Source organism: Leclercia sp. G3L (genome assembly GCF_021117075.1).
In the GTDB taxonomy this organism is placed as follows: domain Bacteria; phylum Pseudomonadota; class Gammaproteobacteria; order Enterobacterales; family Enterobacteriaceae; genus Enterobacter; species Enterobacter adecarboxylatus_C.
The window spans coordinates 2,068,907-2,082,289 of sequence record NZ_CP088265.1 but is presented as its reverse complement, the minus strand read 5'-3'; the positions used below and the strand labels follow the sequence as shown (position 1 = coordinate 2,082,289).

Below are 13,383 nucleotides of genomic sequence, written 5' to 3'. Positions count from 1 at the left end.
AGGACTAATTAAATTTATACAGCGGCAACAGGTAGCGTCGGGCCTCGTCGGTGATGGCCTCAAAGTACTCGGGCTCAAGGGTTCGCCACAGGCGTTGATACCAGACGTCGTCCCCTTCCCCACGCACGATCATGTTGCCTTCATAAGCCTGCAAAAATTTGCTGCGCGCTTTTTGCAGGGTCGCATCATCCGTTAACATCGCATCATTTGTGGCGTCGTAACAGGTTTTAATCCATGCCCCCCCACTTTCTGGCAGCAGCAGCAGCGGCTTATTCATCCCCTGCCGGTAGCCTTCAACCAGCTGCGACAGATACTCCATGGCCTGGGCGGCAGGCAGCGCCGGGAAGCGCCATTGGCCGTCTTTACGTACAAATAACCGGCTCTCACCTTCGCCACCGCTCGCACAATAGACAAGGTGTTCCAGCCAAAGTTGCAAACCTTGCGAAACGCTGAGCATTGACGGACGCCAGCGCAGCAGTCCGTCAGGCTGTACGTGCTGCAGCCATCCCGTCAGATTGATACCGTTGCAGTTGAGATCGATCTCCATGTTCGTGCCGGGCTGGCGACACTCAATCACCCGGCCAGCGAGGGCCTGCATCTCTTCACACTGGGCATCCCAGGTAATTTCCCCGAAGGCGCCATATGGCAGCTGACCCGCCGCACGATAGCGACGGAACAGCTTATGGGCATCCTCCTGCTCCACCAGCGCGTTCAGCAACTGCTGGTTTAACTGGTAGCGGCTTAACCCATCCAGGGTAAACGGCTCCGCATCCGGGATCTCGCTCTCTTCGGAGCGGAAATGGACCTGCAACCGCATCTGGAAAAAGGCCCGCACCGGGTGGGCCCAAAAGCGCTGAAGTTGTTCAAACGCGACCGTATCCAACGGGAGCGGATCCAGCGTCTGGATAAAGTCGCCATGGGCCACCCCTTCCCGCTTCGCGGCCGGCAGCCACTCCCGGGCGTAGCTCTGCTGCTCGTTGTCCTTGTAGTTAACGGCATCAAACGGCATACGGCTGTGGCAGCAGGTGATATGCGCCTTCACGCGCTGTTCGCTTTCATCACAATTGAGGTGCTCATCCCCCGGCAGGTAGTGGCTTTGTCCGATGTAGTCCACCAGCTCCTGAACCAGCACCGAAGGGAAACGTTCGCTGTTGTCCTGAATTGAGCGGCCGATGTAGCTGATATAGAGCTGCTGTTGGGCGGAGATCAGCGCCTCGAGGAACAGGTAGCGGTCGTCATCGCGACGGCTACGGTCGCCGCGCTGGGACTGTTGGCTCATTAAATCAAACCCCAGCGGCGCCAGCGCGCGCGGGTAGACGCCGTCGTTCATGCCCAGCAGGCAGACCACCTTAAATGGAATGGAGCGCATCGGCATCAGAGTGCAGATATTCACCGGCCCGGCGAGGAAGCGCTGGCTGATACGCTCCTGATCGAGACGCAGCGTTAATTCATCGCGTAACAGCGAAAGAGGTATCGCTTCGCCATAGTGCGAGGCGATACCCTCATCAATGATAGCCTGCCACTGCTGCTCGATTAGCGCCATCGCCGCTTCGGTTTCCTGATCCGGCAGGAAGAAATCATTAAGCATCTCCCGGCATACCGGCATCCACTCCTCGAGCGAGCGCGACTTCATCAGCTCCCGCCGCCAGCGGTTAAGCTGCATCAGCAGCGAAGCCAGATGACCCACCAGCTCGGCAATTAAGCCACTGGATTCGTCATACGGCAGGACGGCATTCCACTCTCCCTGGCTGCTCTCCATGGCGTAGCCGAGCAGCATACGCGTCAGGCCAAACTGCCAGGTATGCTGGCCTGTGACCGGCAGCTCAAACTCCTGCACGTTGTCATCGTCCATCCCCCAGCGAACGCCCGATTCGTTGACCCACTGACGCAGGTAGCGCAGCGCGTCCTCATCAATATCAAAACGGGCCGCCAGTACCGGCACGTCCAGCAGGGCCAGCACATCTTCCGGCACGAAGCGGCTGTCCGGCAGCGAAAGCAGGCTGACAAACGCCTGCAGGGCAGGATGCGACTGACGCGCCCGGCGGTCCGATATTGCAAACGGCAGGTAGCGATCGCCCGTCGCGCTGCCAAACACCGCCTGGATATAGGGGCTGTAGCTGTCGATGTCGGCCACCATCACTACGATGTCGCGCGGCGTCAGCTGCGGATCGTCCTCCAGCATCGCCAGCAGTTTGTCATGCAGCACCTCCACCTCACGCTGCGGGCTATGGCACAGGTGAATGGTCACGCTGCGATCGTCAGGATCGAGCAGGCGCTTGTTGGCGCTGTTGGCAAACTCGGCGGCGGTGATGCCTGCCACCGCGCGGTTGTCCAGATCCAGAATATCCCGCTGCACGTTATGCAGCAGGCTGTCCGGGGTGATATCCGCAAAGGCATCGACATCCCCTTCTCCGGAAGCGGTAAGCTCGGAGAGCATGTAGATATAGTCGCGCCCCAGTTTTCCCCAGGAGGCCAGCAGCGGATTCGGCAGGTTCTGAATGCCCTGTTCGTCAAAGAGGTCAGCCGCCGTCTCGCTGTCTTTAAATAGCGGCACCGCGCGTTCGTCAAACAGGCGACGACGCTGGCGCGTGACGATGCGGGCCAGCCAGCGGGCATCCTGAATGTCTCCCCAGTAATGCCGGCAGGGATTGGTGAAAAGAATATGAATATCGATATGCCGGCCCAGCGCATTCAGCGCTCTCAGATAAACCGGCGGCAAGGCGGAGATCCCGCAGATAAAGACCCGGGATGGCAATCCGGCAGGCGGCGCAGAGGCCGACTCCAGCGTCGCGATAAAACGTTCATAGAGATTGGCACGGTGCCACTGCGGCTGACCCAGCTTTTCAGTGTGTTCCACCAGCGCTTTCCACAGCGGCGCCTGCCAGACCTGCGCCTGGTCAAGGCCGTCAATCAGTTCTCCTGCTTCCCAGCGCGTTAACCACTCGGGGCGATAGACCAGATACTGGTCATAGAGATCGGCAGTACGCGACGCCAGCTGAAACAGCTTTCGTTTATCGGTATCGTCGTTCAGGTAGTGGCGCAGCATGGCGAACTCATCATGCGTCAGCATCTCCGGCAGCAGCGTCATCAGCTTCCAGCTCATGCTCTGTTTGTTGAACGCGCTCTGTTTGGGGATCTCCGGCAGCACGCGAACAAACATATCCCAGATAAAACTGGCGGGCAGCGGGAAATCAATGTTGGCGGCAATGCCAAACTTTTGCGACAGGGACATCTGCAGCCACTGGGCCATACCGGTGCTTTGAACCAGGATCATCTCCGGTTCAAAGGGATCGTCGAGCCGCTGCTGCTCGACGATAAATTCCATCAGTGCTTCCAGCACATCAAGACGGTTTGAGTGGTAGACCCTTAACATTGCTGCTCCCAACTACTGGCTAACCGGGCAGTGCAGGCGCGTCATTTGACCCTGCCGACCCAATGGAGAAATAAGTGAGACCGAGATGCTGACACATCCGGCCGGTGTTGTCTGCACCCTGTTTACCTGCCAGCCTGGAGGGATCTCCCCGGCGGCCAGCTGTGACTGAGACCAGACATGACGCCAGAGCTGACGATACTGCTCAAGGGTGACAAACCGGCTGGCTAACACACGATGGTAACCCGCCAGCCCGGTGACGACCATTACCATCAGCATCATGGCCAGTAAGACCTCAACGATGCTGAACCCCTTCTGTTTCGCTACGGTTGCTGACATAACGCCCTCTCCTTCAGGGGACAGAAATCGCTCCAGCCCTGCGGCGAGAAATATACGCCGTTGGCCGTCACCTCGCCCAGCCGCCACAGCGTCGCGCTACCGCTGCTGGCGATAAGCAGCGCGCGTTCCTCCAGAATGCGTAAGCAGACGCGCCAGGGCTGCTGCGGATGCTGACGGCATGCATATTCAGCCTGGGTTTGCCAGGAGAGCATTCTTCCCCATTCCAGCGCGGACTGGGCTGTCGCCTGATGCTGTATCGCCTGACGTTCCGTACTAACGATGCGCATCAGGGCAGCCAACTGCTGGTTGAGTCCGGCCAGCATCAGGCTGCCAAGAATCAGCAGCAGGAGCACCAGCGCCAGCGACGACATCCCTTGCTGACGGTTCACAGATTAAACCCGGTCACGACGTGGCGCGCCTCGACCACGCCATCGCGCTGTCCGTTGACGGAGGCCGCCAGCGTCAGGCTCAGCTCCGGGGCGAAGCCCGCACGTAAAATGCGTTGCACCTGAAAACGCTGAACCCTGATCCTGTCAGGGTCGGTCATTCTCTCCCAACCCTTACCCTCGCACTGCGTCGCACCTCGCAAAGTTTCCAGTGCGTCGCCGTTCAGACGAAAGCCGGTCTGCTCGGCGCCGGCTGAGGGTAAGGTTTCCCAGCGGCCGTTGCTGTTTTCATCCCACTGGACAATAACGCATTCGCCGCGCAGACCAATTTTCAGCGCCTCGCCTTCGCACTTGCCCGCGCAATACCCCGCCCGTTGCAGATGCTTACCGATGCCGTTTATGCGCAGCCAGAGCTCCTCTTGCAGCTCCTGCTGCTTCGTCAGCACCATTATCGACCGCTGTAGCGCGGGCAAGAATCGCGCCGCGCTCATCAGCAGCACGCTGCTTATCGCCATCGCGATCAGTACTTCGGTCAGGGAAAATCCCTGCTGCTTTACCGGCATGCGAACTCCCCCTTTCCGTTGCACATGCGGATACGCCCCCATGCGGAAATGAGGATCAGCCACTCTCCGGCCTGGCTTTGCACACGTACTCTTCCGGCCCAGGCGGTATCCCGTAAACCGTAAAACCCCAGCGCAGGCGTTAGCTCGGTGACCTGAATGTCAGACCACTGCGGCGTGAGTACAAAAGCATTATCCGCCTGGCACGCCGGGATGCCGGTCTTTAACAGACACCACTGTTTGCCCGCCCGTTGCAGGGTCACAATATGGTCCCGGTTGTTCCGCCAGGCATCATTTCGCAGCACCACCAGGTAATCCCGTACCTGGCGCGCCGTCTGCCACAGCTGCTGTTGCTGCTGCCAGCGCCGCCAGCCGTACAGCCCTGCCGCACTGAGCGTCACGATCAGCGAGAGGGCGATCAGCATTTCCATGAGGGTAAAGCCCTTTTCCTTTTTCATGGCGGCAGTGTGCCGTGAAGAAAAAAACAGTTCGAGGGGCAGATGTGCAGATTACGAGGCGGCTTCAGCACTTTCGAGGGAGTTTCAGCGCGTTGCAATTCACGCGGACGCAGGCTCGCAAAACCATCACGAGGGCATAAAAAAACCGGCGCGAAAGGCGCCGGTTGTGTCAGGATTGCAGCCTCAGATGGCTACAGGAGCTTTAATCCCCGGATGCGGGTCGTAGCCCTCAATTTCGAAATCTTCGAAGCGATAGTCGAAAATGGAGTCCGGTTTACGTTTGATGACCAGCTTCGGCAGCGCACGCGGCTCACGGTTCAGCTGCAGGTGGGTCTGCTCCATATGGTTGCTGTACAGGTGGGTATCCCCACCGGTCCAGACAAAATCCCCCACTTCCAGGTCACACTGCTGGGCCATCATATGCACCAGCAGCGCATAGCTGGCGATGTTGAACGGCAGGCCGAGGAACACATCGCAGGAGCGCTGGTAGAGCTGGCAGGAGAGCTTGCCATCCGCTACGTAGAACTGGAAAAACGCGTGGCACGGGGCCAGCGCCATCTTATCCAGTTCGCCCACGTTCCAGGCCGACACGATGATACGGCGCGAGTCTGGATCGTTTTTCAGCTGGTTCATCACGGTGGTGATCTGGTCAATATGGCGGCCATCCGGCGTCGGCCAGGCGCGCCACTGCTTGCCGTAGACCGGGCCCAGATCGCCGTTTTCATCCGCCCACTCGTCCCATATGGAGACGTTGTTCTCGCGCAGATAGGCGATATTGGTGTCGCCCTGCAGGAACCATAGCAGTTCATGAATGATCGAGCGTAAATGGCAGCGCTTGGTCGTGACCAGCGGAAAACCTTCCTGCAGGTTGAAGCGCATCTGGTGGCCAAAAATGGAGATCGTACCGGTGCCGGTGCGATCGTTCTTTGGCGTGCCCTCATCGAGCACTTTTTGCATCAGTTCAAGATACTGTTTCATGATTCCTCAGGAGACCTGTTGCTGTGGACGACGATACGCCCAGACCATCATCAAGATGCCTGCCACAATCATTGGCACAGAGAGGATCTGCCCCATGCTGATGTACTGCACCCACGCACCGGTAAACTGCGCATCCGGCTGGCGGAAGAACTCAACGATGATGCGGAACGCACCATAACCGATCAGGAACAGGCCCGATACGGAGCCCGTCGGGCGCGGCTTGCGGATGAACAGGTTCAGAATGATAAACAGCACTACACCTTCCAGCGCCATCTCGTACAGCTGGGACATATGGCGCGGCAGAACGCCGTAGGTATCGAAAATCGACTGCCACTCCGGATGCGACGGCAGCAGCGCGATATCTTCGGCACGGGACTGCGGGAACAGCATGGTGAATGACACGCTCGGATCGACGCGGCCCCAGAGTTCACCGTTGATAAAGTTACCGAGACGACCTGCGCCCAGACCAAACGGGATCAGAGGTGCAATAAAATCAGCCACCTGGAAGAAGCTACGTTTGGTACGTTTGGCGAAGATAACCATTACCAGGATGACGCCGATCAGGCCACCGTGGAAGGACATGCCGCCATCCCAGACGCGGAACAGGTAGAGCGGATCGGCCAGGAAGACCGGGAAGTTATAGAACAGCACATAACCGATACGTCCACCGAGGAAAACGCCGAGGAAACCGGCATACAGCAGGTTTTCCACTTCGTCTTTGGTCCAGCCGCTGCCAGGGCGTTTGGCACGACGGCCAGCCAGCCACATGGCAAAGACGAAACCGACCAGATACATCAGACCGTACCAGTGAAGCGCAACGGGTCCTACTGAGAAAATGACCGGATCAAACTCCGGAAAATGCAGATAGCCACTGTTCATCTGTCACCACAAGATGTTGTTATTCCGCTGAAAGTGGACAGCGGCAGAGATGCGCGCAGAGGTGTACCCTGCGCTCCAAAGTTGCGAATCATAGCACAAGCGAGCGTGGAGGTTGCGCCCGAGATGTAAAAGATGTGTATAGAGACTTCGCGCAGTTTGTATCCCTCCCCGAGGAGGAAGGGATACCCGGTGCTTAACGCCCGCCGCGGATCAGGCCGCCCATGCCGCGACGCTCCATAAAGGCCGCCACCTGATGGCGTACTTCCGTTGCCAGCTGTGCTTCAAGGCTGCGTTTCGCCAGCAGCTGCGCCTCTTCGAAGTCGATATGGCGCAGGAGGTACTTCACGCGTGCGACGGAGCGTCCGTTCATGGATAAGTGACGGAAGCCAAGGCCAATCAGGATCGCCACACACATTGAGTCACCGGCCATCTCGCCGCACAAACGCAGGTCAAGCCCCTGCTCTTGTGCCTCGCGGGCAATCATCGCCAGCACGCGCAGCATTGCCGGGTGCAGACTATCGTAAATACTCGCCACCCGCGTGTTGTTGCGATCCACCGCCAGCATGTACTGGGTCAGGTCGTTGGTACCCACCGAGATGAAATCAACCCGGCTCGCCAGCTGCGGCAGCATAAAGACCATTGAGGGGACTTCGAGCATTACCCCAATACGCGGTTTCGGAATTTCGTAGCCGATCATCTCTTCGACTTCGCGCCCGGCGCGTTCGATCAGACGGCGGGCCTCATCGATCTCGTCAATGCTGGTGACCATCGGCAGCAAAATGCTGAGGTTACCGGTGGCGGCATTGGCGCGCAGCATGGCGCGCACCTGGATCAGGAAGATCTCCGGCTGATCGAGGGTAATGCGGATCCCGCGCCAGCCCAGGCAGGGGTTCTCTTCGCTGATCGGCATGTACGGCAGTTGCTTATCCGCGCCAACGTCCAGAGTGCGCAACGTCACCGGTTTGTCGTTGAACATCTGCAACATGCCCTGATACTGCGCGACCTGCTCCTCCTCAGAAGGGAAGCCGCTTTGCAGCATAAACGGAATTTCTGTGCGATAGAGACCAATGCCATCGATGCGGCTGCCGAGCTTCTCTTCGTGTTCCGGGCTTAACCCGGCATTGAGCATCACTTTGATTCGCTCACCGCTTTTCAGCGCCGCAGGCTGATTAACATCATCTTCGGCAAGACGGCTCAGCTCATTCTCTTCGCTGATAAGCTTTTGATATTCCTGCAACAGCACCGGTTCAGGATCGACCAGCAGTTCGCCGCGATAGCCGTCGACCACCAGCGTGCGTCGGTGCAGTGCCGAGGGCTGAATGTCCGCGCCCATCACCGTCGGGATCCCCAGCGCACGCACCATAATGGCGGCATGGGAGTTGGCGGCACCATCGCGTACCACGATCCCGGCCAGCCGATCCTGCGGCAGTTCCGCGAGGGTGGTTGCAGATAGTTCATCCGCCACCAGCACAAAGCGCGGCGGCCAGGTGTTGGCCCCCTGGATGGTGTCATCGAGATGGAACAGCAGACGCTGGCCTAAGGTGCGCAGATCCCCGGCACGCTCTTTCAGATAGCCGTCGGTTAAGGCGGCAAACTGTTCGGCGAATTTTTCGATGATCTTTTTGACCGCCCACTCCGCGACCGAGCCGCTGTCGACCTCGTCAAACAGCTCCCGACGCAGCCGGGCATCGGACAGCAGGTGCGAATAAAGATCGAAGATCGCCGCCGTCTCTTTCTGCGCCCCGGCAGCAAAACGCTTGCTGTAGCGGCGAAACTCGTTGGCGGCCTCTTCCAGCGCGCCGGTTAGACGTTCGCGCTCAAGGGCGGTATCCAGCGTCGAGGCTTCGTAAACCTGCTCCATTAACGGCAGCGTGGCGTCCATCCACCCTTCTGCAATCGCGACGCCCGGCGAGGCCGGTAAAGCGCGAATGCGCGTCTGCCGGTACTGACCAAAGAGCGCTGCCAGCTGGGACTGGGAGAGGATGGCGGCCATTTGCGTGGCAAGCGTAACGAGGAACGACTCTTCGCTTTCATCGTACTGGCGCAGCTCACGCTGCTGTACCACCAGCACGCCAAGGAGCTGACGGCGCTGAATAATGGGTACGCCGAGGAATGCGCGGAAGCGCTCCTCTTTTACGGAGGGGATGTATTTAAAGCTGGGGTGTTTCTGCGCATCGGCAAGGTTGATGGGTTCCGCCAGTCGCCCGACCAGACCCACAACACCTTCATCAAATGCCAGCGCAACGGTACGACCACGCGGTTTTTTTAATCCGCGCGTGGCCATAAGGTAGTAACACCTGCGGTCATGGTCGGCAAGATAGACCGAACACACCTCGGTTTCCATCGCAAGGCAGATATCCGTGACCAGAATATCCAGCGCCTCGTTGAGCCGTGGGGCACTGGCCACCTTCTCGACTATTTCGCGCAGGCGGGTGAGCATAATGTGCGTAGCTTAACCTCTTTTACGTCGCCAGGCAGGTGCGCTCTGCGGCTTAGGAGGGGTCTCCTGCAGCAACATCACAGCACTTGCGAACTCTTTCATCACCCTACGGTAAACGTCGCGCTTAAACGACACGACCTGACGAACGGGATACCAGTAGCTGACCCAGCACCAGCCATCAAATTCGGGCGTGCTGCTGGTTTGCATATTGATATCCGCATCGCTGCTCACCAATTGCAGAAGAAACCATTTCTGTTTCTGGCCGATACATACCGGCTTTGTGTCCCAACGCACCAAACGCTTCGGTAACTTGTAACGCAACCAGTTGCGGGTCGAAGCCAGAATGCGAACATCCTTGCGGCTTAAGCCAACTTCTTCGAACAGCTCCCGATACATCGCTTGCTCTGCGGACTCTCCTGGATTGATCCCACCTTGGGGAAATTGCCAGGAGTGCTGACCATATCGCCGGGCCCACATAACCTGACCCTGGCGATTACAAATTACGATACCTACATTCGGGCGGTAGCCATCGTCATCAATCACCGGACTACCCCAAACTAAACCTTATATATAAATGATTGTTTCACACTCCAGTGAGGCGGTAAACCACTCTCTTTCTGGCCTGGAGCCTAATAACATTTGAATAACTCACAATTATCAGCTGAGTTATAAACAGATGACCGGTACAAAGGGCAATTTTATTCACTTTTTCTGTGGATAGAGTTGTGAAGAAGTGTGGAATTACCGATGGACAACCCAGATCACTCTGAATATTACAGAGATGAGTGATTTTTACAAATCACTATAATTCATGGAGTTAAATTATAAATTACCTGAATTACACGGCATAGTGTGATGTACATCACCTTAAAGATCCTGGCACTGATGAAAGATCGAACAACGTCGGTTTTATCCACAGATTGTGCCAATAAGTTAGGCACATTTTGTCTGATTTTTCGATTTTCGTCCCACGTCAAGGCTGTAAATGGAAACAGTAGTGGGGGTTATTCCCAGTTATCCCATTTTTCTGTGGATAACAGGGTGTAAGATCCTGTTTATTGTCAGTGACCAGATTTGAACAACCGGGAGAGCTCCCTTAGCGAAACGGAATTGCAGGTGATAAAAAGGCTGATAAATCATCCACCTGGCACCAGCAAAAAGAAAAAGATAAACTCAGACCGTGCGGTGGAAAACTGCTGTTCACTTTTTAACCAGAAGGCAACGATCATGCTTCCCCTTGTTCCCCTGACGTCTCCCCCCGCAACGGAAGCGGCATTACTGCAACAAGCGCAACGCCTGGCGGGATACTCGCTGGGAGAACTCGCCGCCCTGGCCGGTCTGCCCATTCCACCCGATCTTAAGCGTGATAAGGGATGGACGGGCATTCTGCTGGAGCTGTGGCTGGGGGCTAGCGCGGGCAGCAAACCTGAACAGGATTTTGCCGCGCTGGGGGTGGAGCTGAAGACCATTCCGATCGACAGCCTGGGCCGTCCGCTGGAAACCACCTTTGTCTGCGTGGCGCCGTTAACCGGCAATACCGGGATCACCTGGGAGAGCAGCCACGTGCGGCATAAGCTAAAGCGTGTGCTGTGGATCCCGGTGGAGGGCGATCGGGCGATCCCGCTGGCGGCACGGCGCGTCGGTGCGCCGTTGATCTGGAGCCCGGATGAGGAGGAAGATCGTCAGCTGCGCCTGGACTGGGAGGAGTTGATGGACATGATCGTGCTGGGTCAGGTTGAGCGTATCACCGCCCGCCACGGTGAAGTGCTCCAGCTGCGGCCCAAAGCGGCAAACAGTAAAGCCCTCACCGAGGCCATCGGCGCGCACGGGGAACCGATCCTGACCCTGCCCCGCGGCTTTTATTTGAAAAAAAACTTCACGGGTGCGCTGTTAGCGCGTCATTTTTTGCTGAATACCTGATTTTTTAGCCAGAATTATGTCGTTTATCACATATTTGCCTGTTTTTTCAGATTTCACCGCTTTGTGAAAACCATTACCGGAGTTATTACTACACTAATCATGTGATACGAGCCAGGTGGAGGTAATAAGAATGAAAAAATGGGCAGTGATAATCTCAGCTGTTGGTTTAGCGTTTGCCGTTTCAGGTTGTAGCAGCGATTACGTCATGGCGACGAAATATGGCCGCATGATCCTGACCGACGGCAAACCCGAAGTCGACGATGATACCGGTCTGGTCAGCTACCGCGATCGGGAAGGTAATAATATGCAGATTAACCGCGACGACGTTTCGCAGATTATCGAAAGATAATATTGAAGGTCAGCAACTTGCTGGCCTTTTGATTTTTCTCTTCCCCTTTCGCTTCCCCTCTGCCATGTTTATTGTCCTTCGTCGGGAATTTCCTGACACGCTTAACATGTCAACTAAGGAAGCCGGCTATGCAATATCACCGTATCCCCCATAGCGCTCTTGAGATAAGCCAACTGGGGTTGGGCACGATGACATTTGGTGAACAAAATAGCGAAGCCGATGCCCATGCACAACTCGATTACGCCGTCAGCCAGGGCATTAACCTGATTGACGTTGCTGAAATGTACCCGGTTCCGCCACGCCCGGAAACCCAGGGCTTAACCGAAACCTACGTCGGCAACTGGCTGGCAAAACGCGGCAACCGCGAAAAGCTGATTGTTGCCTCTAAGGTCAGCGGCCCGTCACGCAATAACGACAGCGGCATTCGCCCGAATCAGATCCTCGATCGTAAGAACATCCGCGCCGCGCTGGACGCCAGTCTGACGCGTCTGCAGACGGATTACCTCGACCTGTATCAGGTTCACTGGCCTCAGCGTCCGACCAACTGCTTCGGCAAGCTCGGGTATAGCTGGAGCGACAGCGCACCGGTCGTTACGCTGCTGGAAACGCTGGAAGCCTTAACCGAATGCCAGCGTGCGGGTAAAATCCGCTATATCGGCGTCTCTAACGAAACGGCTTTCGGCGTGATGCGCTATCTGCACCTGGCGGATAAGCACGATCTGCCGCGCATCGTCACCATCCAGAACCCGTACAGCCTGTTGAACCGCAGCTACGAAGTGGGTCTGGCGGAGGTGAGCCAGTATGAAGGCGTTGAGCTGCTGGCCTACTCCTGCCTGGCCTTTGGCACGCTGACCGGTAAGTATCTCAACGGTGCAAAACCGGCGGGGGCGCGTAATACGCTGTTCAGCCGCTTTACTCGTTACAGCGGCGAGCAGACGCAGAAAGCGGTAGCGGCCTATGTGGATATCGCCAGACGTCACGGGCTCGATCCGGCGCAGATGGCGCTGGCCTTTGTGCGCCGTCAGCCGTTTGTAGCCAGCACCCTGCTGGGCGCAACCACCATGGAACAGCTGAAAACTAACGTTGAAAGCATCCATCTGGAGCTGAGCGAAGAGGTGTTAGCGGAGATTGAAGCGGTACATCAGGTGTATACCTACCCGGCACCCTGACAAAAGCAAAAAGGCAACGTAAGTTGCCTTTTTAATATGTGCGCCCTCTTCTCGTGGGCTAAGGGATCCCCACCAAAAATATTCACACGGACTATCCCCTCTCCCTTGAGGGAGAGGGTTAGGGTGAGGGGGAGCATGCGACTCAGGAGGTGGTTCCGTTCACCTCAGGTTCCTTGCTTCTCTGCCAGGCCTGAACCGGTGAACGTGCCAGGGGGGCTCGCCGCCTCCCCCCTGGCTACCCCGGCTCCCGGCAAAAAAAATCGCCGCTTCGCGGTGACCCTCAGCTTATTCCTTCAGGCTTTCGGGTCGGGCACCAGCCTGCATCCATGCAGGCTATGCCCTCTCGGCGCGTCCCTGCGCCTCGCCCCGGCCTTCCGGAAACGCTTCGGCGATTTTCAGCCGGACCAGGGAGTCGCTGTAAGCCCTTTATTATCAGGTGATTATTTCATTGCTTTAAAGGCAATAAAATTACTGAGGATTCCTCTGCCTCGTGGAAGAGGGCATCAAATCGCTCCGGCGCCGCCTGATTGCCCGG

At 57.2% G+C, this 13,383-nt stretch carries 12 protein-coding genes; 3 read left to right on the top strand and 9 right to left on the bottom strand.

The window, feature by feature from the left end:
* Positions 1–4: 4 nt before the first annotated feature.
* The 9 genes from recC to rppH form a co-directional block, all read right to left on the bottom strand.
* Entirely contained in the window at positions 5–3,373 is a 3,369-nt protein-coding gene (gene recC / locus LRS40_RS11465; RefSeq protein WP_231313734.1) for an exodeoxyribonuclease V subunit gamma, read from the bottom strand.
* A gap of 12 nt (positions 3,374–3,385) precedes the next feature.
* Positions 3,386–3,709 carry a prepilin-type N-terminal cleavage/methylation domain-containing protein gene (locus LRS40_RS11460; protein WP_142486961.1) on the bottom strand — a complete coding sequence of 108 codons (324 nt, stop codon included), beginning with the start codon at positions 3,707–3,709 and terminating at the stop codon, positions 3,386–3,388.
* Positions 3,694–4,098: a DUF2509 family protein gene (locus tag LRS40_RS11455; protein WP_231313733.1), complete on the bottom strand. Its 405-nt coding sequence runs from the start codon at positions 4,096–4,098 to the stop codon at positions 3,694–3,696. The genes LRS40_RS11460 and LRS40_RS11455 overlap by 16 nt, the downstream gene beginning before the upstream one ends.
* Positions 4,095–4,658: a prepilin peptidase-dependent protein gene (locus LRS40_RS11450; protein ID WP_231313732.1), complete on the bottom strand. Its 564-nt coding sequence runs from the start codon at positions 4,656–4,658 to the stop codon at positions 4,095–4,097. The genes LRS40_RS11455 and LRS40_RS11450 overlap by 4 nt, the downstream gene beginning before the upstream one ends.
* Positions 4,649–5,113 carry a prepilin peptidase-dependent protein gene (locus tag LRS40_RS11445; RefSeq protein WP_231313731.1) on the bottom strand — a complete coding sequence of 155 codons (465 nt, stop codon included), beginning with the start codon at positions 5,111–5,113 and terminating at the stop codon, positions 4,649–4,651. The genes LRS40_RS11450 and LRS40_RS11445 overlap by 10 nt, the downstream gene beginning before the upstream one ends.
* Positions 5,114–5,296: 183 nt before the next feature.
* Complete coding sequence (thyA, locus tag LRS40_RS11440) at positions 5,297–6,091, bottom strand: thymidylate synthase (RefSeq protein WP_231313730.1); 795 nt, start codon at positions 6,089–6,091, stop codon at positions 5,297–5,299.
* 6 nt (positions 6,092–6,097) lie between these two features.
* Positions 6,098–6,970, bottom strand: a complete 873-nt coding sequence (gene lgt / locus LRS40_RS11435; RefSeq protein WP_156264560.1) for a prolipoprotein diacylglyceryl transferase — start codon at positions 6,968–6,970, stop codon at positions 6,098–6,100.
* A 193-nt stretch (positions 6,971–7,163) separates the two neighbouring features.
* Positions 7,164–9,410 carry a phosphoenolpyruvate--protein phosphotransferase gene (gene ptsP / locus LRS40_RS11430; protein ID WP_142486967.1) on the bottom strand — a complete coding sequence of 749 codons (2,247 nt, stop codon included), beginning with the start codon at positions 9,408–9,410 and terminating at the stop codon, positions 7,164–7,166.
* Positions 9,411–9,422: 12 nt separating this feature from the next.
* Positions 9,423–9,953, bottom strand: a complete 531-nt coding sequence (rppH, locus tag LRS40_RS11425) for an RNA pyrophosphohydrolase (RefSeq protein WP_231313729.1) — start codon at positions 9,951–9,953, stop codon at positions 9,423–9,425.
* 684 nt (positions 9,954–10,637) lie between these two features.
* Here rppH and mutH point away from each other — a divergent pair.
* The 3 genes from mutH (at position 10,638) to LRS40_RS11410 (ending at position 12,848) form a co-directional block, all read left to right on the top strand.
* Positions 10,638–11,330, top strand: a complete 693-nt coding sequence (mutH, locus tag LRS40_RS11420; RefSeq protein ID WP_142486969.1) for a DNA mismatch repair endonuclease MutH — start codon at positions 10,638–10,640, stop codon at positions 11,328–11,330.
* Between the two features lie 130 nt (positions 11,331–11,460).
* Positions 11,461–11,679 (top strand): YgdI/YgdR family lipoprotein, encoded by a 219-nt coding sequence (locus LRS40_RS11415; RefSeq protein ID WP_231313728.1) that lies wholly within the window; start codon positions 11,461–11,463, stop codon positions 11,677–11,679.
* A 128-nt stretch (positions 11,680–11,807) separates the two neighbouring features.
* The gene (locus LRS40_RS11410; RefSeq protein ID WP_142486970.1) at positions 11,808–12,848 is read left to right on the top strand and encodes an NADP(H)-dependent aldo-keto reductase; all 1,041 of its coding nucleotides are present in this window, start codon (positions 11,808–11,810) and stop codon (positions 12,846–12,848) included.
* Positions 12,849–13,383: the final 535 nt, after the last annotated feature.

Coding starts and splice junctions, on each gene's coding strand:
- recC (WP_231313734.1), bottom strand. CDS start 3,373: ATGTTAAGGGTCTACCACTCAAACCGTCTTGATGTGCTGGAAGCACTG.
- LRS40_RS11445 (WP_231313731.1), bottom strand. CDS start 5,113: ATGAAAAAGGAAAAGGGCTTTACCCTCATGGAAATGCTGATCGCCCTC.
- mutH (WP_142486969.1), top strand. CDS start 10,638: ATGCTTCCCCTTGTTCCCCTGACGTCTCCCCCCGCAACGGAAGCGGCA.
- lgt (WP_156264560.1), bottom strand. CDS start 6,970: ATGAACAGTGGCTATCTGCATTTTCCGGAGTTTGATCCGGTCATTTTC.
- thyA (WP_231313730.1), bottom strand. CDS start 6,091: ATGAAACAGTATCTTGAACTGATGCAAAAAGTGCTCGATGAGGGCACG.
- LRS40_RS11410 (WP_142486970.1), top strand. CDS start 11,808: ATGCAATATCACCGTATCCCCCATAGCGCTCTTGAGATAAGCCAACTG.
- ptsP (WP_142486967.1), bottom strand. CDS start 9,410: ATGCTCACCCGCCTGCGCGAAATAGTCGAGAAGGTGGCCAGTGCCCCA.
- LRS40_RS11460 (WP_142486961.1), bottom strand. CDS start 3,709: ATGTCAGCAACCGTAGCGAAACAGAAGGGGTTCAGCATCGTTGAGGTC.
- LRS40_RS11415 (WP_231313728.1), top strand. CDS start 11,461: ATGAAAAAATGGGCAGTGATAATCTCAGCTGTTGGTTTAGCGTTTGCC.
- LRS40_RS11450 (WP_231313732.1), bottom strand. CDS start 4,658: ATGCCGGTAAAGCAGCAGGGATTTTCCCTGACCGAAGTACTGATCGCG.